This is a genomic window from Ampullimonas aquatilis, from assembly GCF_049675895.1.
Taxonomy (GTDB): domain Bacteria; phylum Pseudomonadota; class Gammaproteobacteria; order Burkholderiales; family Burkholderiaceae_D; genus Ampullimonas; species Ampullimonas aquatilis.
This window is the reverse complement of record NZ_CP183834.1, coordinates 3,439,595-3,465,829: the sequence shown is the minus strand read 5'-3', so window position 1 is coordinate 3,465,829 and position 26,235 is coordinate 3,439,595. Positions and strand designations below refer to the sequence as shown.

Here is a 26,235-nt window from a genome sequence, read left to right as displayed (position 1 = left end):
TTAATTGGATGATGTGGGTATCGCCTTCTCAAGTTTTGCCGAGGTAGTCCGTTATCCCTCTCATAGAAAACTCTGACAGGGATGTCATGTTCAAGCCTTTAACTCTTTTGCTGCGTTCGTCCGTCGCCACGGCATTGTTGCTGTTGGCTGGCTGCGACCAACTGGCCGAGCGTGCCGGGCTGGTTGATCCAGAAACCAAACCGCTGACACCTTCCGAATCGCAAGCGGTAGGCGGTGCTTGCCGTCATGCTGGCCGCGCCATTGAGGATTGTTACATGCTCAATCCACGCGCTTTGAAAGACGGCGTTTTTGCTGGCTGGAAAGAAATGAATGACTATATGAAGGAAAACAATCTCGAAGTCGTCAAACCCGAATTGGCCAATAAACCGCCAGCGCATGCCGAGGAGGAAGATCCTCACGCCGCCAAAAAAGCCGCACAACCCAGAGAGCCGGACAAGGAAGACGTCAAAAAGGCCGGAAGCAATGAAATGGATGTCGAAAAAGTTGCTGCCAAGGGTCACGCCGCTCACTAAATGTGTCTTTACCACGCGAGCATGACAACTGCCCGTACAATGGGGGTTTAACGGACCTCTGTCATGCTCAGCTACCGTCACGCCTTTCATGCCGGCAATCATGCCGATGTCCTCAAGCATTTTGTATTGACCCAGATATTGCGCCACATGACCAGCAAGGACAAACCTTTCTGGTATGTCGATACGCACGCGGGTGCTGGTCTTTATGCGCTGGACAGCTCGCAGGCACAAAAAACGGCTGAATTTCACACGGGTATTGCCAAACTGTTTGGTCGTAGCGATCTGCCCGAAGCGCTGGCCGATTATGTGGATTTGGTGCGTTCCTGCAACCCTGAAAAAAATCTGCGCATCTACCCCGGCTCACCCGAAATTGCGCTGAAGTTACTGCGTCACGAAGACAGGCTCAAGCTGTTTGAGTTGCATCCGAGCGAGAGTAAAATTCTTGCGCAAAATATGCATCCAGCCGGTCGCCGCGCCAGTCTGGTGGCGGGTGACGGGTTTGCCGGACTCAAGGCGGTGTTGCCACCACCGCCGCGCCGTGCCATGGTCCTGATTGATCCGCCGTATGAAGTCAAGGAAGATTATCGTCATGTGATTGCCAGTCTCAAGGACAGTCTGGTGCGTTTTGCGACGGGCACTTATGCGGTTTGGTATCCACAGGTGCAGCGGCCAGAGTCGCGTCGTTTTGCGGACCAGCTGCGTCGCGTCGTGCCAACCAACTGGTTGCATGTGAGCCTCACCGTGTGCGAAGCCATTCCGGGCGCGGTTGGTTTGCAGGGGAGTGGCATGTACATCATCAACCCACCCTGGAATTTACCAAAAACGCTGGAAGTGGTGATGCCTTTGCTGACCAAGGCACTAGGCCAGGATGCGGCCGCGAGTTTTGAGTTGGACTATCATATCAGTTAGCAATACTGTATGAGTGTATATTTTGTTGATTAATAAATACACACTATACAGCCTAATTTTGATGCATACTCCTTAAAAATCTGCTTGGATTGAGATCTATGCCGAATCCTTTCGAGTTGGTGAATCTGCCGCAAATAGGTGCTTTATTGGATGATTTGCCGCTGCAAATGGTGGCGTGTCGCTGGCAACAGTCTGAGTCCATTCTCATGGCGGATGATTTATCGCAGCTTGCGCAATTGAGCGTGACCTTGCCGGTAGCCCTGGCGCGTGCTGTGCCCAAGCGACAACGGGAGTTTTTGGCCGGACGCTATTGCGCACAATTGGCGCTTCAACAGGCGGCTGCCCGACTCGGTATTCGCTGGACTGCTCAGCCGATTGGTCAGCACACTGACCGTTCGCCCGACTGGCCATTCGGCTGGACCGGCAGCATCAGCCATACCAATGCACTGGCCGTTGCTGTGATGGCGCATGATGAAACGCGCCGTGTCGCGATTGGTATTGATGTTGAGCAACCATTGACACAGCGCGCCGCCAAGGAAATTTGCCAGCAAATTTTGTGTTCAGGTGAACAACAATTGTTGGGCGATGGGACGGATGAATTGCTTTGGACGCGTCAGGTGGGGCTGATTTTTTCGGCCAAGGAAGCCATTTTCAAAGCATTGTCACCACGACTGAGTCAATGGCTGGACTTTCAGGATGCCCAACTTACAACACTTGACCATGACGGCCAATTCAAATGGCATCTGACCCAAACAGGGCAGAGCAAAGCAGGCTTTTCCTATCAGGGGACGGGTCGCTATAGTTACTCAAAAGACTTATTGGCCACTCTTGTCACCCTGGGATTCTCCACTTCAAACTAGCTATTTTGCTGCTGTAAAAACAGCCATTTCCGACCGCCATTGTGCCGTTTATACCGCACAAGCAACAGAAAACCAGTCAATCCGTTAAGAACGTCACTAAGTTGTAACTTGGCCTGCGCAATTGCTTGGCAGAATGCGCTAAGCTTGCAAGAAGTAATACAAATCAACAACTATAAAACTGCATTTGGGGTCTTCGTTTAATGACTATGTTATTGGGAACAGTTCTCGCTGATCAGGCTGCCAAAACGCCAGAGCAAATCGCTGTGCGTTTTGCCGGGCAGCAACTCAGTTACGCAGAACTGATCGCCCGTGCCAATCAGCTTGGACATTTCTTGCGTGCACAGGGCGTACAGCCAGACACGCTGGTAGGAATTTGTATTGAGCGCTCGATTGATATGGTCGTCGCCATCCTCGGTGTTTTACAGTCAGGTGCCGCCTATCTGCCGCTTGATCCAAGTTATCCTGTCGACCGTCTGAGCTATATGCTCGGTACTGCCAAAACAGCCATTGTTCTGACGCAGGCCAGCTTGTTGCCATTGGTTGAGCAGGTTGGCGGTTCAGCCGTCAAGGCGCTGGTTTTGTCCGATTTACAAACAGAATTGCAGGGTTTGCCGAGTGACGCGCCTACCATTGCCACCCAGCCTGGGCATCTGGCTTATGTGATTTACACCTCCGGCTCAACTGGCATGCCCAAGGGTGTGGCGATTACCCATGAAACCGTTGTCAACTTGATGCGCTGGCATCAGGAAGGCCAGGGTGACCACGCTGTGTTGGCGCGCCCAGCCAAAATGCTGCAGTTTTCTCCTTTGGGTTTTGATGCCTCGGTGCCGGAAATTTTTGGCACCCTATGTACTGGCGGCACACTCGTTTTGATTCCGAATGAGTTGCGGCTTGATACACAAAGCCTGTTAAGTTTTTTGCGTGAAGAAGGGATTGAGCGAATCAATGTACCTTTTGTCGCTTTGCAGGCACTCAGTCAGGCAGCAAGTGCCGATCCGCAAAAGCTTTGGCCTAAAACGCTGCACACCGTGGTTTCAGCCGGTGAGGCCTTGATTGTCACGCCGGATTTGGCACGTTGTTTTGCCACGGTGCCCGGTAGTGTTTTGTTTAATCAGTATGGACCGACCGAAACCACGGTGATGAGCACCTCTTACACCATGATGGGCGACCCATTGCAATGGCCAGCGCAGCCATCCATTGGTAAACCACTCAGCCACATTCGTATCTGGTTACTGGATGAAGCATTGCAACCCGTTAAACCCGGCGAAGAAGGTGAGCTGCATGTTGGCGGACCATGCCTCGCTCGTGAGTATTTGCATCGTCCCGATTTGACTGAGCAGCGTTTTATTGCCAACCCCTTTGTGCAGGATGAGCCCTCTGCGCCCGTGCTCTACAAGACAGGTGATTTGTTGCGCTTGTTACCAGATGGCAATTACGCTTATGCTGGCCGATTGGATGATCAGGTCAAGGTGCGTGGTTATCGTGTTGAGCTCGGAGAAATTGAAGCCGCACTCAATCAGCATGAAGCAGTCAATCAAGCTGTGGTGGCAGCGCGTGCCGATGTCTATGGTGTAAAACGCCTGATTGCCTACATCAAGCTGGATGTGGCCGGTACCTTGCCGCTGGCAAGTTTGCGCGCGCATCTGGAAGCGCGTTTACCCGACTTCATGATGCCCGCGCGTTTTGTGACTATCGACGATTTTCCGCGTACGCCTGCTGGCAAGATTGATCGACGGGCTTTGCCCGAACCAGCTTCAACCCGACCTGATCTGGAAACGCCCTATGTGGCTCCCGGAACACCAGTGGAGCAAGCTATCTGCGCCGCGATCGGTGAGTTACTGGAGATTAATCCGGTTGGTATTGACGACAGCTTTTTCGATCTGGGTGGTAACTCCATTCTGGCCTTGCGATTGGTCAACCAGCTCAAGCAATCACAGATTGAAATACCGGTCGCTTTAATTTTTCAATATGCCTCGGCGCGTATGTTGGCGCGACAGATTGCGCAAGGCTCACTCGATACGCCGGAAGCCAGATTGCGTCATGAGTTGAATGATCAAGTCATGCAAACTCAGCAAGCCGATGACATAGCCATTGTTGGTATGGCCGGCCGCTTTCCTGGGGCGCCGGATGTGGATGCATTTTGGGAGGTGTTATCACAGGGAAGAGAAACCACGGCTTTCTTTAAGCCCGAAGAACTCGATACAACCATCCCTGAAGCAATTCGTCTCGATCCAAATTTTGTACCGGCACATGGTCAAATCCCGGATGCGGATAAATTTGATGCCGCCTTCTTTGGTATTCCTGCACGGCAGGCGGCCATCATGGATCCGCAGCATCGAATCTTTTTGGAAACCGCATGGCACGCTTTGGAAAACGCCGGTTATGGCAATGCCAAAGGGCAAAATATTGGCGTCTTTGCGGGTACACATACCAATACCTATTACATCCACAATGTGCGCTCACGACCTGATGAAATGGAAAAGGTTGGACTGACCGCGGCAGAGATGGGTAATGAAAAGGATTTTGTGGCCACGCGGGTAGCGTATCTGCTGGGCCTGACTGGACCAGCCTTGTCGATTCATACGGCTTGTTCTACCTCATTGGTGGCTGTTGTGCAGGCGTTCTATGCCTTGCGTAATGGTCAGTGTCGCATGGCCATTGCGGGTGGCGTATCGGTTGCGGCACAGCAGTTCAAGGGTTATCTGTATCAGGAAGGCAGTATGCTGTCGGCCGATGGGCATTGCCGTCCGTTTGATGCCAAGGCTGCTGGTACGGTATTCAGTGATGGCGCTGGTGCCGTGGTGCTCAAGCGTCTGGCCGATGCCTTGGCCGATGGCGACACGATTCATGCAGTCATCAAGGGTGCGGCATTCAATAATGATGGCGCCGACAAGATGAGTTTTTCAGCGCCCAATATTGAAGGTCAGGCGCGTGTTGTCGCCATGGCTCAGCAAGTTGCTCATGTTGATCCTCGTTCCATCACTTATATCGAGGCGCATGGTACCGCCACACCGTTAGGCGACCCCATTGAGGTCGCGGCTTTGGTACAGGCTTTCAAGGCACGCTTGCCCGAGTCGGAGGTCGTTAAACAGCCTTGGTGCGTACTGGGTTCGGTGAAAAGTAATTTTGGTCATTTGACGGCCGCTGCGGGTGTCACTGGTTTGATCAAGGCGACGCTGGCAATGGAGCATGAGCTCATTCCTGCCACCGTTCATTATAGTCAGCCCAATCCAAATATTCACTTGGCAGGCAGTCCCTTTACGATTAGTGGCAATCATTTGCCATGGCGCAGTGAACAAGGTCCGCGACGTGCCGGAGTCAGCTCGTTTGGGGTAGGTGGAACCAATGCGCATGTGATTATTGAGCAAGCACCTAAAACAGCACAACAGACAGCTCGTTCGGCACGGCCAGTACAAACTGTTGTGCTATCGGCCAAGACGGCGGTGTCGCTCAATGTACAGACGAGTCAATTGGTCAGCTGGCTGAAATTACATCCGGATGTCGATTTGGCTGATGCGGCATATACGCTGCAAATAGGTCGCAGTGCTTTCAATCATCGACGCGCAGTAAGTGCTGCTAGTGTGAGCAATCTGATTGATGTACTCACCACGCAAGCGCAAAAAACGGCCGCACCAGTCAAACCGAAAAAAGTCGTTTTCATGTTTCCTGGGCAGGGCGCGCAAAGCATTCATATGGCACAGGCGTTGTATGAGTCGGAGGCTGTTTTTAGACAAGTTGTGGATCAATGTCAGCAGATATTGTTGGCACGCTTTAATCTTGATTTAATCAGCTTGCTGTTCCCATCGGAAGATGGCGATAAAACTGTCCTGTCGGAGCGCTTGCGCGATACGGCAATCACTCAGCCCGCACTCTTCACCATTGAATATGCATTGGCCCAGCTTTGGCTAAGCTGGGGTGTCGAACCTCATGCGATGATCGGGCATAGTGTTGGCGAGTTTGTCGCGGCTTGTCTTGCGGGCGTATTTACGCTGGAAGATGCGCTCTATCTGGTTGGGCTGCGAGGCAAATTGATGAGCGCACTGCCAAGTGGCAGCATGTTGTCGGTGCGCGCCAGCCAAGACAAGATCAGTCATCTATTGTCGCAACATCATGTCGAGCTGGCGGCGATCAATGGCCCCCAGTTATGTGTGGTGGCCGGTAATCAAGATGATGTGGCCAAATTTGCAGAAATGCTTGAACAACACGGCATTGTCAGCAAATTGCTGGTTACTTCTCATGCTTTCCATTCTTACATGATGGAACCAATGGTTGCCCAGTTGCAAGACGCAGTGAGTAAAGTGACGCGTCATGCACCCGCCATACCCATTTTGTCGACGGTGACCAATCTATGGCTTGATGAAGCCACCGCGCAAGACCCACAATATTGGTCACAACATGCGCGTGCTACCGTCAACTTTGCCGGTGCAGTAGAAAAGTTGTGGCATGACAGAAGCGATGGCGCTCAACATCTCTTGCTTGAGGTTGGCCCGCGGCAGTCATTGACTGTTTTGGCTCGTCAACAAGTCAAGGTACCGGATCAGCATATCGCACTCGCCTCTTTGAGTGATCCTGGCAATGGCGATAAAGCCCTCAAGGCATTGATGGACCTGGATCATCTGGTGGTACAGACAACGCTGGGTCAACTATGGACGCATGGCATTGTCATAGATTGGCAAGCCTATCAGATGGGCTATAAGCGTTATCGCATTGGCCTGCCCGGTTATGCATTTGAACGTACCCGTCATTGGTTAACACCCGGCACACCACTCGGTCATACGGTCAAAACCACTCATCAATCCAATTCAGATTCTTCCACTTTAACCGCCCCTCTCGGTGAGGTTCGCTCCATGACAACTCATACTGCCCAAGCTGAAAAGCATATCCCTGTTTTGCGTGAAATCTTCGAGGATCTGTCCGGTCAGGAACTTGCTGGATTTGACAATCAAATGTCATTTCTGGAGATGGGACTCGACTCCCTGCTGTTGACGCAAATCGTGCGAGGTATCAATAAACAGTTTGGTACAGGTATTAGCTTCCGTCAATTACAGGAAGGTCAGGCCAGCTTTGGCGCACTGGCGGCATGGTTGCAAACACAGTTGCCTGAAGCGCCAGCTGCCGAGATACAGACGCCTGCCTCGGCTACCACACAAACCTTGCCAACTGGTGCCGTGATTGCCCCATCAGTCGAATATGTGGCGGCGCAAGTTCAATCAATTGCACCAGTGGCCAGTGGATCTTTTGTTGAGCAGGTCATTGCGCAGCAAATGGTGTTAATGAATCAACAGCTCGCCTTATTGCGTGGTGCACCTGTTATGAGTGTTGCGACACCTTCGATGGTTGCGTCAAGCGCTGTCGTACCATCAATGCCAGCAGCTGCTGCTGCGAAGTCAGCCGTTACTGTGAGCGAGAGTAAGTCTGAAGAACCCGCCAAGCCGTCAGTACCGTTTGGTGCGCAGGCACGGATCAGCCTGAATCGTGATGCCTTAACGCCTAAGCAGCAGGCTGGTCTTGAAAAATTAATAGTTGAATATAACAAAAAGACAGCGAAGTCCAAGGTGAATGCTCAACAACATCGTGATTACATGTCTGACCCACGTGTGGTGACTGGCTTCAAACCACCGACCAAAGAGATTGTTTATCCTATTGTGATAGAGCGCTCCAAGGGCTCGCGATTATGGGATCTGGACGGTAATGAGTATATCGATATGCTCAATGGCTTTGGTTCAACCTTCTTTGGGCATGGCGCCCCATTTATTACCGAAGCGTTGCATAAGCAACTGGACCTGGGTATCGAGGTTGGCCCACAAACGCCATTGGCTGGTGAGGTAGCGGCGTTATTTGCCGAGATTACCAATAATGAGCGCGTAGCTTTTTGCAACACAGGGTCTGAGGCCGTGCTGGGTGCCGTGCGGATTGCTCGTACAGTGACAGGCAAGGACACGATTGCGATATTTAATGGCTCATACCATGGCATTATTGATGAAGTCATCATCCGTGGAAACAAGAAGCTGCAGTCGGTTCCTGCGGCATCCGGGATTCCTTTTGGTAATGTTCAAAACATGCTGGTACTTGACTATGGTACGCCTGAGGCGCTGGCGATTTTGCGGGAACGTGCGGATGAGATTGCCGGTGTGCTGGTCGAGCCGGTGCAAAGCCGTCGTTGTGATTATCGTCCTGTCGAGTTTTGGAAAGAGCTGCGTAAGCTGACCGAAGAAACCGGCATGGTATTGATTTTTGATGAAGTGATTACCGGTTTGCGAAGTCATCCACAAGGCGTGCAAGGTCGCTTTGGTGTGAAGGCTGACGTGACAACTTATGGCAAAGTGGTTGGTGGTGGCATGTCAATTGGTGTGGTGGCTGGCGCCAAGAAATTCCTGGATGCGCTGGACGGTGGTACCTGGCGTTTTGGTGATGACTCTACCCCACAGGCGGGCGTTACTTATTTTGCCGGAACCTTTGTGCGCCATCCTCTGGCAATGGCAGCGGCCAAGGCCGTGTTAATGCATTTGAAGGAGCAGGGGCCAAGTCTGCAAGAAAAGCTCAATGCTCGTGGTGATCAGTTTGCTGCTGAAATTAACGCTTACTTCAAAGAACAAAATGCACCGTTGTTACTCAAGAATTTTGGCTCGCAGATGAAACTGGTGTTTACGGAAGAAACACCATTGCAAGAATTGTTCTACCATCACATGCGTTTACGTGGTGTGCACATTTGGGACTTTCCATGTTATCTGACCACGGCGCATTCCGAGGAGGACATTGCCTTTGTCACGCGAGTTTTCAAGGAAAGCGTCAGGGCCATGCAAGCGGACGGTTTCTTTCCAGAAGCAACACTCAATGCTGCTGTTGAAGCTTCGGAGGTGGTGGCAAGAATTTCCGCTGGCGTGAAAACCAATGCCAATCAACCGCCGGTGCCTGGTGCTCGCCTGGGGCGTGCACCAGATGGTACGCCTGCCTGGTTTGTTCCTGATCCCGCTAAACCCGGTGCCTATGTGCGACTGGCTGATGTAACCGAATAATAATGACTCAACTCTCACAAGATTCTATGCACGTCGAATATGATCCTTTTGCCGGACCAGTAATCCTGCACACTATTCCAACTTCTGAGGCGCAGCGCGAAATGTGGACGGCTGCCCAGATTGGGGTAGAAGCGTCCTGCGCTTATAACGAGCCATTATCGATTCAATTTACAGGTTTTCTTGATATAGACGCCTTGCAGAAGGCGATGAACGATGTGGTTGCCGAGCATGAGGCATTACGTGCCACGGTTAGCCCGGATGGCACGATCTTGTCTATCAACGCGCCTGAGCCAGTGGATCTGAATGTGGCGCACGGTATTATTCAAATGACCTACGACGAACGTGATGACTTCATTGATTCGGTCATGAATACGCCCTTTGATCTGGAAATGGGGCCGTTATTTCAAGCTCGTCTTTTTGCCCTGCCTGATGTAGATGGCCAACCGTGTTATGAATTGTTCATTTGCGCGCACCATATTGTGTGTGATGGTTGGTCGTTTGGTGTGATCATGCAAAGCCTGGGTGCCCATTATGCAAGGTATACCGGTAATTCTGCGCAGCCTTTGATTCAATCGATTCCTTATTCAGAATATGTAAAAAACGAAAAAACAATTCAGGCCACGCCACAGTATGCGACCGAAGAGACCTATTGGTTACAGCAGTTTGCCGATGCCAAGACGATGCCAATTCTTGAGTTGCCATTGGATCGGCCACGTCCGGCAGTTCGCACCTATACTGCCGCGCGTGTTGATCATGTGCTTGGTAAAGAGCAATTATTGGCGCTCAAGCGTTGGGGTGCCAAGAGTGGCGTCAGCCTCTTTACGGTATTGATTGCGGGCTGGGCTGCGACGATTCATCGCCTGACTGGTAATAGCGATATGGTGATCGGCGTACCCTTTGCTGGGCAACCTGTTGCCGGTTTGGATACGGTAGTGGGGCATTGTGTGAATACCTTGCCGATCCGCTTCAAACCCGAAGCCAATAAACCATTTGAGGTTCTACTCAGGGAAGCACAAAAACAGGTGTTGGATGCTTTTGATCATCCTCGCACCACGTTTGGCAGCTTGCTTAAAAAATTGGATTTGGCACGTGATACCAGTCGTTCGGCACTGGTTTCCATCTTGTTCAATCTGGATCAGTCCGTCAATGTGAACAGCTTGGGCTTTGCTGGCCTGGATGTTCAGTTGCGCTCGATACCCCGAGCATTTGAAAATTTTGAATGGTCAATCAATGCGGTTGAGCGTCATGGTGAATTGATACTTGAATGTCAGTACAACCAGGGCCTCTTTGATCATCACAGTATTGAACGTCATATTGAAGAGTGGGCAACATTGATTTTGGCGGCACTCAATGAGCCAAGCAAACCTATCGGTGATTTGCCAATTTTGCCAGCTGACCAACTTGCCCTATTTACTCAATGGAATCAACGTCAGCAGCCGTATCCCAGTGATCGCAGTGTGATTGATCTGGTTTATGATCAGTCACGTCGCACACCGGATCATATTGCTGTGAGCGACAGTATCACTACGCTAACTTATAGCCAGTTGCTGAGCAAGGTCGCTGCAGTGGCTGATGAGTTGATCAAAAAAGGTCTCCAGCCAGGGCAAATCGTTGGTGTGCTGCTGGAGCGCAATGTCGACATGATGGTGGCTGTTCTGGGTGTGCTTCATGCGGGTGCGGTTTATATGCCACTTGATCCATCGTTTCCGGCCAGTCGACTGGTAACGATGATTGACGACTCTGGTACATCATTATGTTTGGTCGATGGTGCTTTTATTTCGCTGTTTGATGAGGTGGCAGGCACTTTGGCGAAAGCGCCAGCGAAGATTATCCTGTCGGATGTGACACCATTGCCCGTCGGTGCCAACCTCGCACCACGCCATCAATCGCAACCCGAAGAGCCCGCCTATCTCCTTTATACATCGGGCTCTACGGGTAAGCCAAAAGGCGTGCATGTGCCGCATCGTGCCATGGTCAACCTGCTTTATAGCGTAAAGCACGAACCCGGATTTACTGAGCGTGATCGATTTTTGGCGATTACGACATTGGCATTTGATATTGCCGTCACGGAGATTTATTTGCCATTGCTGGTGGGGGCAACAACCATTCTGGCACCGCGCGATATTGCCAAGGACCCCTGGGCATTGTTAGCGTTGCTCAAAAAAGAACGCATCAACTTTTTACAGGCAACGCCTGCGGCATTCAAAATGCTGCTCGCGGCAGAGTGGGGGCGTGATAGCACTGTTGAGCCTTTGCGTATTATTGTTTGTGGTGAGGCATTGGGCTCGGAGTTGGCGCACGACATGGTGGCACGTGCTGCCGAGGTCTGGAATATGTATGGTCCGACTGAGACCACTGTGTTTTCAACGGGCGGCAAAGTTGACTATATCCGTCCCAATATTTCAGCGCACATCGGCCCACCGGTAGCCAACACACAAATTCATATTCTGGATGAAAACGGCCAACGCACGCCAATTGGTGTGACTGGTGAGCTCTATATTGGTGGCGATGGTGTTTCCCTGGGATACTTGAATCGCCCTGAACTCAATGCCGAACGTTTTGTACCGGATACCTTTACGGGTATTCCTGGTGCCAAGTTATATCGTACGGGTGATCTGGGTTACTGGCTAGCTGATGGCAATATTCAATATCTGTCACGCAATGACTTTCAGATCAAGGTTCGCGGTTTCCGGATTGAGGCGGGCGATATCGAGTCAGTCATTCGTTTGATGCCAGGCGTGCAAGACTGTCTGGTCATGCTGGACAGTGCCAGCGGATCTGATGCCATGTTGGTCAGTTATGTCAAAACTGCGGACAACGCCGTCACTGCTGATGGCATCATCACTCAGGTACAACGACAGTTACCGCCTTATATGGTACCTGCCAAGATCATCCTTTTAAAAGAATGGCCCCTGACACCTACTGGCAAGATTGACCGCAAAGCCCTACCAAAGCCGGACCAGGTAATCAGCCATGTGGCTCCTCAAAATGAGGATGATGCGCCTCAAACGGAGACAGAAAAAATATTGGCAAGTATTTGGTGTGAGTTACTGGGTCGCGAACGAATCAGTGTCTTTGATCGCTTTTTTGATCTTGGTGGACATTCCTTTGCCGCAATGCAAGTTATTACACGTTTTGAAAAGCAGACAGGCCTTAGAATCCAGCCCAGAGAAATGGTCATGGATACGCTGGCACAGATTGCTGAGCGTTATCCATTGGGTCAACAAGGTAATCAGCAGGCTATCTCAACGACACAAAGTGCCAATAAAGGCGGTTTGTTCAGCAAGATGCGTCGGCTTTTTGGATCAAATAACTGATTATGGTCATGACGGTGATGAATGAAAGCATTCTGGTTTAGGGGGGGTACGCCCAACAGCCGTCTGCTCGGCATTTATCATCCACCAGTCAATCGACAGAGTGAGCGTGGTGCGGTGCTGATCTGCCCACCATGGGGCACGGAGCAGTTACGCAGTCACAGTGTGTTGCGCCGTTTGGCATTGCAGTTGAGCGAAGCAGGTTTTCATGTGCTGCGTTTTGATTATCATGCTACGGGAGACTCCTCCGGTGCTGGCGGTGAGGCTGATGCGAGTACCTGGGCATTGGACACACTTTCTGCGGCCAAGAAGTTACGTGAGTTGAGTAATGGCTTGCCCATGTCTATCGTCGGCCTGCGACTGGGTGCTCTGATTGCGGCAAGAGCGGTTCAATTGGCCGAAGATAATCTACGTTTTCATCAACTTTATTTATGGGACGCGCCCATTTCCGGTTCAACTTATCTGGCTGACCTGGACGATTTGCATCAGCGCATGTTGAATGCGCTCATCGAATTTGGTGCCTCAGTGGATGATAAAGCGCGTACCAATGAGCGAATGGGTTTTCATGTCAACGATATGTTGCGGCAAAGCCTGGAGGCGCTTGATTTGGCCATCATGGCACCAGCGATTGCCAGCCGCTTGATTGAGCGGCAATACTGGGTCAATAGTAGCGAGCATAATCAGGTTGAACGCACTGCGGCAACCCTTTTGCAATCAGGCAAGCCGATTGTTTATCAGGTTGTTAATGATGATGGCCATTGGGATGCCCTGAGCCGTTTTGATGTGACGTTGCAGACGCATGCCTTACCGCAATGGATTATCAAGAATCTGACGGATTATGTACAGAAATTGCCACGCCAGGCAGATTTTGGTTTTGTGGTGGCCGATTCTGAACAGGTGGAAACACCCAGCGGTGAAGTGCCGGAGGAAATCCGTCAGTTTGGCAGTCAAGGGCAGTTCTTTGGTATTTTGACTTTGCCATCTGCCGAAGCCCCCAAGCTTGACAGTCCAGATATCATCTTGTTGAATGCGGGACTCATCAACCGTCTGGGACCTTATCGTACCAACGTTATTTTGGCCAGAACATTGGCGCGCAAGGGCTACCGTGTTATGAGGATTGACCTTTCCGGGATTGGTGATAGCCCACCACGACGTGAGCGTGGCACAGAAAAAGAGCGCGCTATTGCCGATGTCGAGGATGCGATGAAAGATCTGACCGATCGTCATGGCGCCACCAAGTTTGTGTTGGTTGGACTATGTTCGGGCGCCGATTTGGCACAGTCGGTAGCCTTGGTGGAGCCTCGTGTGGTTGGCATCATGCTGATTGATCCACTTGGTTATCGGACGACGGGTTTTTACTTGCGTTATTACTTGTCCCGCTTTTTACTGCCGCGTTATCAACTCCGGTTTATCAAAGTGCGTGGTAAACGGATTCTGGCGAGAATGGGGTTGGGTCAGGACAGCAAGCACAACGAAACATCGGACCATGATTCGATTGCCAATTTTTTCAGGACTTTTCCACCTGCCAAGCAGATTGATAGGGAATTGTTGGATTTAGCAGACCGTGGCATGAAAGGTCTCTTTATCTATACACGTGGCGTTGATTATTACTATAACTACCTTAGGCAGTTTTGGGATATGTTCCCCTCTTTGCGCGGAAGAGCAGCTTATGAGGTGATTTTAAATCGGGATTCAGACCATACCACCACATTGTCGACACCCCGCAGGCAACTGATCGATCAGCTTAGCCAATGGCTGATCAAACACTTTTCTGGGGCCAATAAATGATGCATCAATGGCTTGGTTTTTGCATACTGCCCATATGTATGAGTATATTTTTGATTCATCAAGTGCTTATTACTTGGGTGTTGAATCCATGCACCCAGGTAGTATCTTGTTATGTAAACAGAAAGAATAACGCTTCATGAGCGCACAACCTGAAATTCAGCGCGACTCATTACGTGCCAATGTGATTGCCCTGTATTTGCTGCAGGCGGCCAATTACATCATTCCATTTCTGACCTTACCTTATCTGGTGCGCATGCTTGGGGCGGATCGTTATGGTCTGCTGGCTTTCTCGCAATCGCTCATCATGTTTTTTGTGGTGTTTGTGGATGCCGGTTTTTATTCCTATGCGGTACGTACCATTTCGGTCAGTCGCCAAGATCCGGTGCGCGTTGCCCAGATATTTTGGGCTACTCAAACCATCAAGGCGGTGTTGGCCGTGTTTGGCCTGATTGGCCTGATTGCTACCATCGTACTGGTAGATAGCTGGCGTGCCGATTGGCCGGTCTATGCCTGGCAGTCTTTGATGATATTGGGAACCATCTCATTTCCTATCTGGTTTTTCCAGGGAATCGAGCGGATGCGTTATACCGCCGTATTTAATGTGGGTTCGCGCATTGTTGTTTCTGCTTGTCTGTTTATCTTTGTCAAAGGCCCGGAAGACCTGATGTATGCGGCAGGCTTGCAGGCCTCTTCAACATTAATTTCCGGTATCCTTTCTCATGCGCTGGTATTGCGCAAGGAAGTCTTATGGTTACGCCCTTCCATGGCGGCGATCAAAGAAGTATTTCATGGCGGCAAAGAGTTATTTGCCTCCAACTTTTTAACCGCAGCATCGCAAAACAGTAATATTTTTCTATTGGGCTTGTTTTCTTCTCATGAGGTGGTGGGGGCCTATGCTGCGATTGAAAAGTTGATTCGGGCGATTGCCAGCATCTTCAGTCCAATCAATGCGGCGATTTATCCAAGAGTCGCCCAGGCCTATGATCGTTCGCACAGACTGGGTATCAAGCTCGCCAATAAGCTGCTTTTATTGCTGGGTTCTGGTGCATTACTCGGTGGGCTGATGTTGGCGTTGTTGGCTGATTTCATTTTGTCCCTGGTGTTTGGGCAAAAGTTGCTGCCTTACGATTACATCCTGATCGGTATGACCTGCTGGATGGTCTGCAATATGATTCATGAAATTCTCGGGGCGCAACATATGCTCGCTGCCGGACACTTCTCAGCTTATAGTCGCATTACTATCATTGGTGTATTGGTTCAGTTGTCACTGATGCTGGTACTGACAAGTCAGTTCAATGTTAAAGGTATGATGGTTGCCGTCACTTTAGGAGAATTGTTGCAGTTGGTTTTCATTTGGCTCTTTCTTAAAAGACAAAACAATTCGCAAGCTGTTTAATCATCAAATCGTATAGACATTCATCGCCATATGAAAATCCTGACGCTCTCCAGTATGTATCACCCATACCAGTATGGTGGTGCTGAGACAGTTCTGAAAACGATTTCAGAAGGCTTTGTCGAGCGCGGTCACCAGGTTCAAGTGCTAGCCAGTGTACCTCGTGGAGAAGAGCGGGAAATCAATACCAATGGTGTCAAGACTCATTTCCTGCCAAGTCAAAGTTTCTACTGGCCATTTGACAAACAGCCCCGATCAGATTTGAAGAAGCTTTTGTGGCACGCTCAAAACATTCGTAACTACAGAATGGCTAAATTGGTTGCGGCAGAGGTAGTGCGTTTTAAGCCTGATGTCATGGTGACCCATAATCTGTTGGAGTTTTCCATTGCAGCCTGGGAGGCCGTGCAGGCCGCAGGTGTTCCCATCGTGCATGTTCTGCATGACTATGGATTGCTATGCCCGCGAACAACGATTTTTAGAAACGGGCAAATATGTACTGGCCAACCAGATCAAAATAAAATTGATCCGGCAAAACGTTGCACCTCATGCAAGTTGCTGTCTGTGGGTAAGCAGGGTGCCACAGCGTTTATCGATGGTGTCGTTGGTGTCAGTCAGGCGGTTCTGGATGTGCATTTGAGTGCCGGATATTTTGAACATACACCGATACGCCAAATCATTAATAATGCCTTGCCGGAACATGATCTGCATCATTTTATTGAACGAGATTATCAAAGTAAAACAGAGATAACCATTGGCTTCATCGGCAAGCTGGTTCCGGACAAAGGTATTGAAGTTTTGCTTGAGTCATTGGCTCATATTCAGACGCAACGCAAGTGGAAGCTGTTGATCGGTGGTTCTGCAGATCCATCTTATCTTGCTGCATTGAAGATGCGATTTCCACAGAGCAATATTGAGTTTTTAGGTTTTATCAAGTCAGTCGATTTTTACCCTAAAATTGATTTGCTGGTGGTGCCTTCAATCTGGCGTGATCCATATCCAACCGTTATTTTTGAAGCATACAGTTATGGGCTGCCAGTTTTTGGTTCACAGCGTGGTGGTATCCCAGAGGCAATTCTTGCTGGTAAAACCGGAGAATTATTTGAACCAGATAGTCCCAATGAGTTGGGTGCCCTGCTCACAAAATTTATTGAACAGCCAGGTTTGTTACAGGCTTATGTAGAGCCCGTTCGCCAAGAACTGAGCAGATATAATATCAGTCGTCAGATCGACGAGCATTTGTCGCTCTACCAGCGTGTGTTAGCGCAACATGCACAAACACTGAACAAAAGAAATCCTGAATAAAATGCCTAGATCGGACGATTGTCGTCCCGGTCGATCGCACGTCTTTGCGGTGCCATCAACATCCACACCGTAAATGGCCATAGCCCTGCGGCGACAAAGCTTTCCAGAAAATACCACCAGCCTGGAAATGGGCTGCCAGTTAATAATCTCAGCAGCAAGGGGATGATCTGGCCAATTAAAAAAAGTGGCAGTACATGCATCGCTTGTACAGGCAGGGTGAACCACAATACGCGGCGATGAATGGCGATGGCACCATAAGAGAGTAGTGAATAGGCCAACGCATGTTCACCGAGTAGCGTGGCATCATGAACATCCAGTAGCAGACCGCATAAAAAAGCGATGCCGATACCCACCTTGCGTGGTTGATGAATATTCCAGAAAACGAGCACAATCGCCAAAAAGTCGGGAATGCCTACCATCGTGCCCCAGGGTAGCAGATTCAGCAATAAAGCCAGCAAAAGACTGATGGCAATGAATACCGGACTGACCGGCAGCAAGATGTATTGCGGCGCGCGCGGTGGGGCTGGCGTACTCAAGGTTTCGCCTCCGGTTTGGCAGGTTTGGGGCCCATCGTCTTTTTGCCTTTGGTGGGCTTTTCTTCTGGTTCAGGTTCGGGGCGTTCAGGTTTATCCATGTCCTTGAACAAGACCAGCACATGCTTGCTGCTACTGATGCCCGCGAGCGGTTCACAGAGAATTTTGGCAAATGCCGTGTCGGCCTTGCGATCTACCTGAATAACTTTGGCAACGGGCAGTCCGGCTGGATACAGTCCATCAATCCCACTGGTAACGAGGATGTCGCCCATGGTGACATCGGTGCCATTGCCAATGAAGCGCAAATCCAGCAGACCCGTGGTCTTGGTACTGCCTGACGCGCCATAGGCAATGCTGCGCACGCCGGTGCGAAGTATCTGCACTGGAATGGCCTGATCTTTATCAGTGAGTAGAGTGACTTCAGAGACTCTTGGAAAGACACGGGTGATCTGGCCAACTACACCCAGCTCATCCATGACAGGATAACCAGGATGCAGATTTTGTTCGCTGCCAAGATCAATCACCACCTTGCGGGTGAAAGAGTCGCGACTGTCATAGAGCACTTCGCCCACGACGGAGGGTACGGAAACCCGCTCACGGGTGCCGAGCAAACTGCGTAGCTTGTTATTTTCCAGCTCAAGCTGTTTGGTAACCAGTGAGCGTTGTGCTGCCAGCACGCGTTCTTTTTTAAGGGTTTCGTTCTCTTGAAGGGCAAAGTTATGGTCAAGAAAATAACTCAGGCCCTGCTCCATGGCATTGCGTGGTACCAGTGCCGCTTGCTGCACTGGATATAAGGCAGTGCCGATCCACAGGCGGATCACGCCCAGTGTATTGGTGCGTGAATCAATAAACAACAAGGCCACTGCCAGCAACGAGAAGAAGAGCAGCCGCGCTAAAGCGGAAGGGCCTTGCTTGAAAAACGGCGGCGGGTTGTACTCCATGAATGCAATGCGATTTGCTAGTCAGGGGTGAAGAGGGCGCAGCAGGGCTGCACAGCAAAATGAATACAAAAAGGCAGCGCGCCTAGGTAAGACTCGCTGCCTGATTGTACTGGGATGAAGGTAAAGGTTGAAACCTTATTCACTGGTAAAGATGGAGCCCAGCTTGTCCATACGTTCCAGCGCCATGCCGGAACCGCGTGCGACACAGGTTAATGGGTCTTCAGCCACGACCACTGGCAGGCCAGTTTCTTCAGCCAGCAGACGATCCAGATCACGCAGGAGTGCGCCACCACCGGTCAGCATCATGCCGCGTTCGGCAATGTCTGCACCCAGTTCCGGTGGTGTTTGTTCCAGCGCATTTTTAACGGCTGACACAATGTTGTTCAGTGGGTCAGTCAGCGCCTCAAGAATTTCGTTGGACGAAACCGTGAAGGAGCGTGGAATCCCTTCGGACAGGTTGCGGCCTTTGACTTCCAGCTCGCGAACTTCAGAACCTGGGAAGGCCGAACCGATAGCTTTTTTGATGGTTTCAGCGGTTTGCTCACCAATCAGCATGCCATAGTTGCGGCGAATGTAATTGACGATGGCTTCATCAAACTTATCGCCACCAACTCGTACCGAACCTTTGTAAACCATACCGCCCAGCGAAATCACCCCAACTTCGGTCGTGCCGCCACCAATATCCACCACCATGGAGCCAGAAGCTTCGGATACCGGCAGGCCAGCGCCAATTGCCGCGGCCATGGGCTCTTCAATCAGATAAACCTGGGAGGCACCAGCGCCCAGCGCCGATTCACGAATCGCACGGCGTTCTACCTGGGTCGAGCCGCATGGAACGCAAATGATAATGCGTGGGCTCGGTTTGAGCAGCTTGGTGTCGTGCACCATCTTGATGAATTGCTTGAGCATCTGCTCGGTGACGGTAAAGTCGGCAATCACACCGTCTTTCATGGGGCGAATTGCTTCGATATTGCCTGGCACCTTGCCCAGCATCTGCTTGGCTTCCTTGCCAACTGCCTGAATGGTTTTTTTGCCGTTGGGACCGCCTTCTTGGCGAATTGCCACAACCGATGGCTCGTCCAGCACAATGCCTTTACCACGCACGTAAATCAGCGTGTTGGCGGTGCCAAGGTCAATGGCTAAATCATTAGAGAAATAACTGCGAAGAAATCCAAACATAATTGTCCTGTTAATCCGAAATGCCGATGATGGGCTGCATCATGTCCGGCCGACTATATTGACGATCACACCGATTCTTGGTTCGTGTCACACGGCGCACACTTGGCTGCCAGAAGAACTGTACGACAAGGAATGATGTGGGCTCATAGCGTACCTCATGCTTATAACACCCCAATCGTGCTCTTTAACGGCTGTTCACCTTCTGAAGAGGCGGATAGCGCTATATTTACTGCACGATTAACCTGCAATGATACCTTATAATTAAAGTATCACATGAGGTTTTGCGTTCTGTCACATGTTTCTGCCGTGGCTAAGCGCTCAGTGACTGGCTCAGTTGCCGGGAGTGTTGCTGATAAACCAAGTTTTGCGCTGCCGACAGGGCATTTGCTCCAGCAGCGTGCAAGACGCCAATGTCATCTTATTCTGGCACACTGATATCTTGCAGGTTGGCCTTATTGGTCTGCTCCGACATTTATTTTGATCACCCTTTCTAAAAAGAATTGTCATGTCGCTCCAACTCACCGACGTCAAACGCATTGCCAATTTGGCGCGTATCGATATTTCCGACAGCGAAGCCGCTGAAACACTGGCCCGCTTAAATGAATTCTTTGGCATCGTCGAAGCGATTCAGGCCGTGGATACCACCGGCATCGTGCCATTGGCGCACCCGATTGAACAAATTCAGGCCGTCGCCTTGCGCCTGCGCGAAGACGTACCGACGCAACCCAATATGCGCGATGCCTTTCAGCAGCCAGCACCGGCGGTGCAAGATGGTTTGTACCTGGTTCCCAAAGTGATTGAATAAGGGCGGCCATGTACAACAAAACACTCAAGGCGCTGTCACAGGCGCTGCAAAGCAAAGAAATTTCAGCAGTTGAATTGGCCGAGCTGTATTTAAAGCGAATTCAGTCCAGCGACTTGAACGCATTTATTGATACCAATCCTGAAGTGTCCCTGGCGCAGGCCAAGGCGGCCGATGCCCGGATTGCCCAAGGCCAGGCGGGCGTACTGACGGGCATTCCGCTGGGGCATAAAGATATCTTTGTGACCAAGGATTTTCGCTCCACCGCGGGCTCCAAAATGCTGGCCGACTACGTCAGCCCGTTTGATGCTGCGGTTGTCAGCAAGCTGGGCGATGCCGGCATGGTCACCCTTGGCAAACTCAATTGCGACGAATTTGCGATGGGCTCTTCCAACGAGCACTCCTATTTTGGCGTGGTCAAAAATCCGTGGGACAAACTGGCGGTGCCTGGTGGCTCATCGGGTGGCTCTGCGGCAGCGGTGGCGGCACGGCTGATTCCTGCTGCAACGGGAACGGATACCGGTGGCTCGATTCGCCAACCGTCTTCGTTGTGCGGTATCACAGGTATCAAGCCCACTTATGGCAAGGTGTCGCGCTACGGCATGATTGCCTATGCATCCAGCCTCGATCAGGGTGGCCCCATGGCGCAAACCGCGGAAGATTGCGCCTTGTTGCTCAACGCCATGGCTGGCTTTGATGCCAACGATTCCACCAGTCTTGAAAAAGACAATGAAGACTATACGTGTCTGCTCGGCCAGCCGCTGGCTGATGCGCCCGCCGCTCAACCACTTAAAGGCTTGCGAATTGGTTTGCCCAAAGAGTTTTTTGGTGAAGGCTTGGCAGCGGATGTGCGCGCCGCCGTTGATGCGGCCATTCAGCAATATCAAACACTGGGCGCCACCATCGTTGAAATTTCATTACCCAAAACCGAGCTGTCAATTCCGGTGTATTACGTGATTGCGCCAGCCGAGGCGTCCAGTAACTTGTCGCGCTTTGATGGCGTGCGTTATGGTCATCGCGCAGCAGAGTACAAAGACTTGAACGATATGTACAAAAAGACCCGCGCCGAAGGTTTTGGCTGGGAGGTCAAACGTCGGATTCTGGTGGGCGCCTATGTGCTGTCGCATGGTTATTACGATGCCTACTATTTGCAGGCACAACGGATCCGTCGCATCATCGCCCAGGATTTTGCCAACGCCTTTACCCAGTGTGACGTCATCATGGGGCCAGTGTCGCCGGCCGTCGCCTGGGACATCGGCAAGCTCGATAATGATCCGCTCAAAATGTACCTGGCTGATATCTACACCCTGTCGACCAACCTGGCTGGTTTGCCCGGTATGAGCATTCCGGTGGGCTTTGGTGATAAAGGTCGGCCGGTGGGTTTGCAGATCATCGGCAACTACTTTGATGAAGCCCGGATGTTGCAAGTGGCGCATGCCTTCCAGCAGGCGACTGACTGGCACGCGAAGATGCCGGAATCAGCCTAATAAAAGCGTGACCATCACAACGTAAAACTCACCAAAAAGACAATTTATAAGGAGTATAGGTAAATTTTAGTTCATATAGTACGTATATATTGCCTCTATAAAAATACCGGTGGGAAGTATATATTTTGCAAATGAACTTGTCGGATGTTCTTGGTGTCTTTGTGATGAGGTGTTTGGATTTTGCCTTTGATGTTGAATGAATAAAGGAAATAGCATGGCATGGGAAGTTGTTATCGGTCTTGAGACACACACACAGCTCACGACCCAATCCAAAATTTTTAGCGGCGCGCCGATTGCCTTTGGTGCTGCGCCCAATACCCAAACTGCGCCGATTGATCTGGCCTTGCCCGGCGCCTTGCCCGTGATGAACAAGGGTGCGGTCGAGCGTGCCATCCAGTTTGGTCTGGCGATTGGTGCCACGATTGCACCGCGCAGCATCTTTGCCCGCAAAAATTACTTTTATCCCGACTTGCCCAAGGCGTATCAAATCAGCCAGTTTGAAATCCCTGTCGTGCAAGGTGGCACACTCAGCTTCATGCTCGGTGAAGAAGAAAAAACGGTGCAACTGACGCGCGCCCATCTGGAAGAAGACGCCGGTAAAAGCCTGCACGAAGACTACCAAGGCATGACCGGCATCGACCTTAACCGTGCCGGTACACCCTTGCTGGAAATCGTGACCGAGCCTGATATGCGCAGCGCCGCCGAAGCAGTGGCGTATGCCAAAGCCTTGCACTCCCTGGTGGTGTGGATTGGTATTTGCGATGGCAATATGCAGGAAGGCTCGTTCCGTTGCGATGCCAACGTATCGGTACGCCGTCCGGGCGAACCTTTTGGCACCCGTTGCGAAATCAAAAACCTCAACTCCTTCCGCTTCATGGAAGAAGCCATCAATTACGAAGTGCGTCGCCAGATTGAGCTGATTGAAGACGGCGGCAAAGTTGTCCAGGAAACCCGCCTGTATGACCCCGACAAAAAAGAAACCCGCTCCATGCGCAGCAAAGAAGACGCGCAGGATTACCGCTACTTCCCCGACCCCGACCTCTTGCCGCTGGTGATTGATGCCGCCTGGATTGCGCGCGTCAAAGCCACCATGCCCGAGCTGCCCGCCGCCATGCAGGCACGCTTCATCGCGCAATACGGCTTGTCCAAATATGATGCCAGCATCCTCACCGCCACCAAGGCACTCTCGGCCTACTTTGAAGCCGTGGTTGCCAAGCTGGGTCAGGCCAACGCCAAGACTGCGGCCAACTGGCTCATGGGTGACGTCGCTTCGCAACTCAATCGTGAGGCGGTCGAAATTGATGCCTGCCCCGTCAACGCCAATCAGTTGGCAGTGCTCCTGCAGCGTATTGTCGATGGCACCATCAACAACAAAATCGCCAAAGAAGTCTTTACTGCCATGTGGGAAGCCAGGTCCGATAAAGACGGCATCGCCGATGACATCATCGAAGCCAAAGGCTTAAAGCAAATTTCCGACGTCGGCGCGCTCGAAAAAATCATCGACGAAGTCCTCGCCGTCAACCAAAAATCCGTCGACGAATTCAAGGCCGGCAAAGACAAAGCCTTCCAAGCCCTGGTCGGCCAGGCGATGAAAGCCACCAAAGGCAAAGCCAACCCGCAACAGGTCAATGAGTTGTTGAAGAAGAGGTTGGGGTGATGTGGTGTTTAAATTTCACTTATTAGGGTGATGTGAATTAAAGTAGTTCGGTTATTTTTATAGGTGAAGGTCTTGAGTAATGATTGGTGAGGCAGTGAAATGCAGCTTAGGTTGCTATTTCTACCAAGTTGTAAATTTGAATATATTGGTTCAATCATGACCGTCTTCACCGAAATCAAATTCTGGTTGCTCATTGCCTTTTCCATCTTCATTCCATTTGGTATTTATGGCGTGCTGATGCTCAAGCGGGCCATTTCGCGGCGTAGTGTTTTTTGTTTTGGTTTGGCCTTGGTGGCGATTGCGGGTTTGGATTTCTATCTGCTGCAAAGTCTGGCCAATCTGGCCAAGCACACGGTTTCCTTGGCCGACGATTCGGTGTTTGTTTCGGAACTCACCATTGCCTTGTATATTGTCCCGGCCATGTTTGGCGGGATTGGTATCAATGTCATCTCACATGTTTTGATTGGTCATCTGAGTGCGGCTGAGCGTCGCTTTGCCAAAGAACACCCGGAAGAAAGCGAGTAGGTAGTAGCGTAGTTGTGTCGGCAACGGTGGTTAATCGCTGCAGCAGAACAAGGCGGTACTTGGTTAGTGGGATGTAAAGATGGACTGCTATTAATTGGCCGGTCAGGCCCAAAACAACAGGGGCTGTAAATATACTAACCATCTGTATATTTACAGCCCCTTTATTTATCGACTTAACGGCTTAAATTTAGGCCATACACCCATCAATAAGTCGTTATGTAGTGCTTTTGGCCACTGCAGATGAACGTCTGATTTAGCGACCACGACCACCGCTGCGATGCATGGGCGGTTTATTACCAGTTGCAGTTGGACGCGATGAAGCAGGGCGTGGGCCGTAGCTTTTTTTCGCAGCCGGGGCACGTTGGGCTTGTACGCCGCCACTGCGCGAAGGTGCGCTGCCATTGCCGCCGCTTTTTTGAGCACCTTCACGACCACCTTGTCCATCGCTGCTGCCGCGACGTTGGCCAGCGCCTTGACGGGGTGCGCCACTGCGCGGTTTTTGAATCGGCTCGGGTTTGGCGTTGGGGTCAGGCTCAAAACCTGCCACTACTTTTTTGGGCAGGCTGCGTTTAATTAAACGTTCAATATCGCGCAGCAGATCATGCTCATCCACGCAAACCAGTGAAACTGCTTCACCCGTTGCGCCAGCGCGGCCAGTACGACCAATGCGGTGCACATAATCTTCGGGCACATTGGGCAGGTCAAAATTGACGACGTGCGGCAGTTGGTCAATATCAATGCCGCGGGCGGCAATATCGGTCGCCACCAATACTTGCAGTGTATTGCTTTTAAATTCGGACAGTGCCCGAGTGCGCGCCGACTGACTCTTGTTGCCATGAATCGCCAGCGCCTTGATGCCACTGGCTTCCAGCAGCTCGGCCACTTTGTTGGCACCATGTTTGGTGCGCGTGAAGACCAGCACCTGAAACCAGTTGTGCTCACGAATCAAATGGGTGAGCAATGCCTGTTTGCGATTGCGATCAACCGGATAAACGGTTTGTTCAATCACTTCCACGGTTGAGTTGCGCCGTGCGACTTCAATCATCGCAGGTTTGTTGAGCAGCCCGTCCGCCAGCAGTTTGATCTCTTCGGAAAAAGTTGCGGAGAACAACAGGTTTTGACGATTTTTAGGTAGTAGGGCCAGGATGCGACGGATGTCTTTCACAAAGCCCATATCGAGCATGCGATCGGCTTCATCGAGCACCAAAATTTCAATCCGCGATAAATCCACCGTGCCTTGCTGATGATGGTCCAGCAGGCGGCCTGGCGTGGCAACCAGAATATCCACGCCGCGTTTGAGCCCGGTAATTTGCGGGTTGATGCCCACACCACCAAACATCACCATCGATTTTTGATTGGTGTACTTGCCGTATTGTTTAACGCTTTCTTCTACCTGCGCTGCCAGTTCACGGGTTGGAGTAAGGATCAGCGCGCGCAGCGGTTTGCGGCCATTGGCGTTGCCCGGCACCTTGTGGGTAAACAGGCGATGCAGGATGGGGAGAGTAAAACCGGCGGTCTTGCCGGTGCCGGTTTGGGCGCCCGCCAGCAAATCACCGCCACTCAAAATGGCCGGAATGGCTTGCGCCTGAATTGGGGTAGGTTGCTCGTAACCTTGTTCGGTCACAGCACGGACGATTTCCTCAGCTAAGCCGAGATTGGAAAATGACATAGATTTTTCTTGAAATATTGTTGCCAGATTCTTGCCTGCAGCGGGCAAGAAAGCAAACTTAAAAAGGGCCAAACAGCGCAAGGCCAAACATCAGGCAGGTACAACTTGATTGAATGCAAATGCTGTGATTGCTGCAGTAAATGCGTATAGGCAGGAAAACGGATTATACAGTGCTTGCGATTATTCATCGCAAAAGCTGAATTGGCGGGGGTTTAATAGGTGCTGGGCGATGTACAAAATAAGTGTGGTCATGTTTGCTTTGATGACAGAGCAGCACCATCAATTGCGCCAATAAAAAATTCAACGGCATTAATGGCCAACAACGTT

16 protein-coding genes are annotated in these 26,235 nt (G+C 51.0%); 12 read left to right on the top strand and 4 right to left on the bottom strand.

Annotated features, from left to right (window positions below; translation table 11 throughout):
* Positions 1–86: 86 nt before the first annotated feature.
* The 8 genes from ACMYR3_RS16170 (at position 87) to ACMYR3_RS16135 (ending at position 17,115) form a co-directional block, all read left to right on the top strand.
* Positions 87–533, top strand: a complete 447-nt coding sequence (locus tag ACMYR3_RS16170; RefSeq protein WP_424193093.1) for a hypothetical protein — start codon at positions 87–89, stop codon at positions 531–533.
* Positions 534–596: 63 nt separating this feature from the next.
* Positions 597–1,442, top strand: a complete 846-nt coding sequence (locus ACMYR3_RS16165; RefSeq protein ID WP_424193091.1) for a 23S rRNA (adenine(2030)-N(6))-methyltransferase RlmJ — start codon at positions 597–599, stop codon at positions 1,440–1,442.
* A gap of 98 nt (positions 1,443–1,540) precedes the next feature.
* Positions 1,541–2,302, top strand: coding sequence for a 4'-phosphopantetheinyl transferase family protein (locus ACMYR3_RS16160; protein ID WP_424193090.1), 762 nt, complete (start codon positions 1,541–1,543; stop codon positions 2,300–2,302).
* A 212-nt stretch (positions 2,303–2,514) separates the two neighbouring features.
* Positions 2,515–9,318, top strand: coding sequence for an amino acid adenylation domain-containing protein (locus ACMYR3_RS16155; protein WP_424193088.1), 6,804 nt, complete (start codon positions 2,515–2,517; stop codon positions 9,316–9,318).
* A 26-nt stretch (positions 9,319–9,344) separates the two neighbouring features.
* Positions 9,345–12,635 carry a non-ribosomal peptide synthetase gene (locus ACMYR3_RS16150; RefSeq protein ID WP_424193086.1) on the top strand — a complete coding sequence of 1,097 codons (3,291 nt, stop codon included), beginning with the start codon at positions 9,345–9,347 and terminating at the stop codon, positions 12,633–12,635.
* A gap of 21 nt (positions 12,636–12,656) precedes the next feature.
* A complete protein-coding gene (locus ACMYR3_RS16145) occupies positions 12,657–14,420 on the top strand; it encodes an alpha/beta fold hydrolase (RefSeq protein ID WP_424193084.1) in 1,764 nt (587 codons plus the stop codon).
* 136 nt (positions 14,421–14,556) lie between these two features.
* Complete coding sequence (locus ACMYR3_RS16140) at positions 14,557–15,816, top strand: oligosaccharide flippase family protein (protein WP_424193082.1); 1,260 nt, start codon at positions 14,557–14,559, stop codon at positions 15,814–15,816.
* A gap of 30 nt (positions 15,817–15,846) precedes the next feature.
* Positions 15,847–17,115, top strand: coding sequence for a glycosyltransferase family 4 protein (locus ACMYR3_RS16135; RefSeq protein ID WP_424193080.1), 1,269 nt, complete (start codon positions 15,847–15,849; stop codon positions 17,113–17,115).
* A gap of 5 nt (positions 17,116–17,120) precedes the next feature.
* Here ACMYR3_RS16135 and mreD read toward each other — a convergent pair whose 3' ends face one another.
* From mreD to ACMYR3_RS16120, 3 genes are all read right to left on the bottom strand, one after another.
* Entirely contained in the window at positions 17,121–17,651 is a 531-nt protein-coding gene (gene mreD / locus ACMYR3_RS16130; RefSeq protein ID WP_424193078.1) for a rod shape-determining protein MreD, read from the bottom strand.
* The gene (mreC, locus tag ACMYR3_RS16125; RefSeq protein WP_424193077.1) at positions 17,648–18,589 is read right to left on the bottom strand and encodes a rod shape-determining protein MreC; all 942 of its coding nucleotides are present in this window, start codon (positions 18,587–18,589) and stop codon (positions 17,648–17,650) included. Before mreC ends, mreD begins: the two co-directional genes overlap by 4 nt.
* 135 nt (positions 18,590–18,724) lie before the next feature.
* On the bottom strand, positions 18,725–19,768 hold the full coding sequence (locus tag ACMYR3_RS16120) for a rod shape-determining protein (protein WP_424193075.1): 1,044 nt from the start codon (positions 19,766–19,768) through the stop codon (positions 18,725–18,727).
* 505 nt (positions 19,769–20,273) lie between these two features.
* On the opposite strand from ACMYR3_RS16120, the gene gatC reads away from it, so the two are divergent.
* The 4 genes from gatC (at position 20,274) to ACMYR3_RS16100 (ending at position 24,239) form a co-directional block, all read left to right on the top strand.
* Complete coding sequence (gene gatC / locus ACMYR3_RS16115) at positions 20,274–20,573, top strand: Asp-tRNA(Asn)/Glu-tRNA(Gln) amidotransferase subunit GatC (RefSeq protein WP_424193073.1); 300 nt, start codon at positions 20,274–20,276, stop codon at positions 20,571–20,573.
* Positions 20,574–20,581: 8 nt separating this feature from the next.
* Positions 20,582–22,057, top strand: a complete 1,476-nt coding sequence (gene gatA, locus ACMYR3_RS16110; protein WP_424193071.1) for an Asp-tRNA(Asn)/Glu-tRNA(Gln) amidotransferase subunit GatA — start codon at positions 20,582–20,584, stop codon at positions 22,055–22,057.
* A 196-nt stretch (positions 22,058–22,253) separates the two neighbouring features.
* On the top strand, positions 22,254–23,714 hold the full coding sequence (gene gatB / locus ACMYR3_RS16105) for an Asp-tRNA(Asn)/Glu-tRNA(Gln) amidotransferase subunit GatB (RefSeq protein WP_424193069.1): 1,461 nt from the start codon (positions 22,254–22,256) through the stop codon (positions 23,712–23,714).
* Between the two features lie 156 nt (positions 23,715–23,870).
* Positions 23,871–24,239: a hypothetical protein gene (locus ACMYR3_RS16100; protein WP_424193067.1), complete on the top strand. Its 369-nt coding sequence runs from the start codon at positions 23,871–23,873 to the stop codon at positions 24,237–24,239.
* A gap of 253 nt (positions 24,240–24,492) precedes the next feature.
* Here the strand turns inward: ACMYR3_RS16100 and ACMYR3_RS16095 are convergent, their stop codons facing one another.
* The gene (locus tag ACMYR3_RS16095) at positions 24,493–25,908 is read right to left on the bottom strand and encodes a DEAD/DEAH box helicase (RefSeq protein ID WP_424193066.1); all 1,416 of its coding nucleotides are present in this window, start codon (positions 25,906–25,908) and stop codon (positions 24,493–24,495) included.
* Positions 25,909–26,235 lie beyond the last annotated feature (327 nt).

Excerpts from the sequence above, each read along its gene's own strand:
- ACMYR3_RS16165 (WP_424193091.1), top strand. The coding sequence starts at position 597 with ATGCTCAGCTACCGTCACGCCTTTCATGCCGGCAATCATGCCGATGTC.
- mreC (WP_424193077.1), bottom strand. The coding sequence starts at position 18,589 with ATGGAGTACAACCCGCCGCCGTTTTTCAAGCAAGGCCCTTCCGCTTTA.
- ACMYR3_RS16095 (WP_424193066.1), bottom strand. The coding sequence starts at position 25,908 with ATGTCATTTTCCAATCTCGGCTTAGCTGAGGAAATCGTCCGTGCTGTG.
- ACMYR3_RS16170 (WP_424193093.1), top strand. The coding sequence starts at position 87 with ATGTTCAAGCCTTTAACTCTTTTGCTGCGTTCGTCCGTCGCCACGGCA.
- ACMYR3_RS16160 (WP_424193090.1), top strand. The coding sequence starts at position 1,541 with ATGCCGAATCCTTTCGAGTTGGTGAATCTGCCGCAAATAGGTGCTTTA.
- ACMYR3_RS16120 (WP_424193075.1), bottom strand. The coding sequence starts at position 19,768 with ATGTTTGGATTTCTTCGCAGTTATTTCTCTAATGATTTAGCCATTGAC.
- ACMYR3_RS16140 (WP_424193082.1), top strand. The coding sequence starts at position 14,557 with ATGAGCGCACAACCTGAAATTCAGCGCGACTCATTACGTGCCAATGTG.
- gatB (WP_424193069.1), top strand. The coding sequence starts at position 22,254 with ATGAATAAAGGAAATAGCATGGCATGGGAAGTTGTTATCGGTCTTGAG.
- gatC (WP_424193073.1), top strand. The coding sequence starts at position 20,274 with ATGTCGCTCCAACTCACCGACGTCAAACGCATTGCCAATTTGGCGCGT.
- ACMYR3_RS16135 (WP_424193080.1), top strand. The coding sequence starts at position 15,847 with ATGAAAATCCTGACGCTCTCCAGTATGTATCACCCATACCAGTATGGT.
- ACMYR3_RS16145 (WP_424193084.1), top strand. The coding sequence starts at position 12,657 with ATGAAAGCATTCTGGTTTAGGGGGGGTACGCCCAACAGCCGTCTGCTC.
- gatA (WP_424193071.1), top strand. The coding sequence starts at position 20,582 with ATGTACAACAAAACACTCAAGGCGCTGTCACAGGCGCTGCAAAGCAAA.
- ACMYR3_RS16100 (WP_424193067.1), top strand. The coding sequence starts at position 23,871 with ATGACCGTCTTCACCGAAATCAAATTCTGGTTGCTCATTGCCTTTTCC.
- ACMYR3_RS16150 (WP_424193086.1), top strand. The coding sequence starts at position 9,345 with ATGCACGTCGAATATGATCCTTTTGCCGGACCAGTAATCCTGCACACT.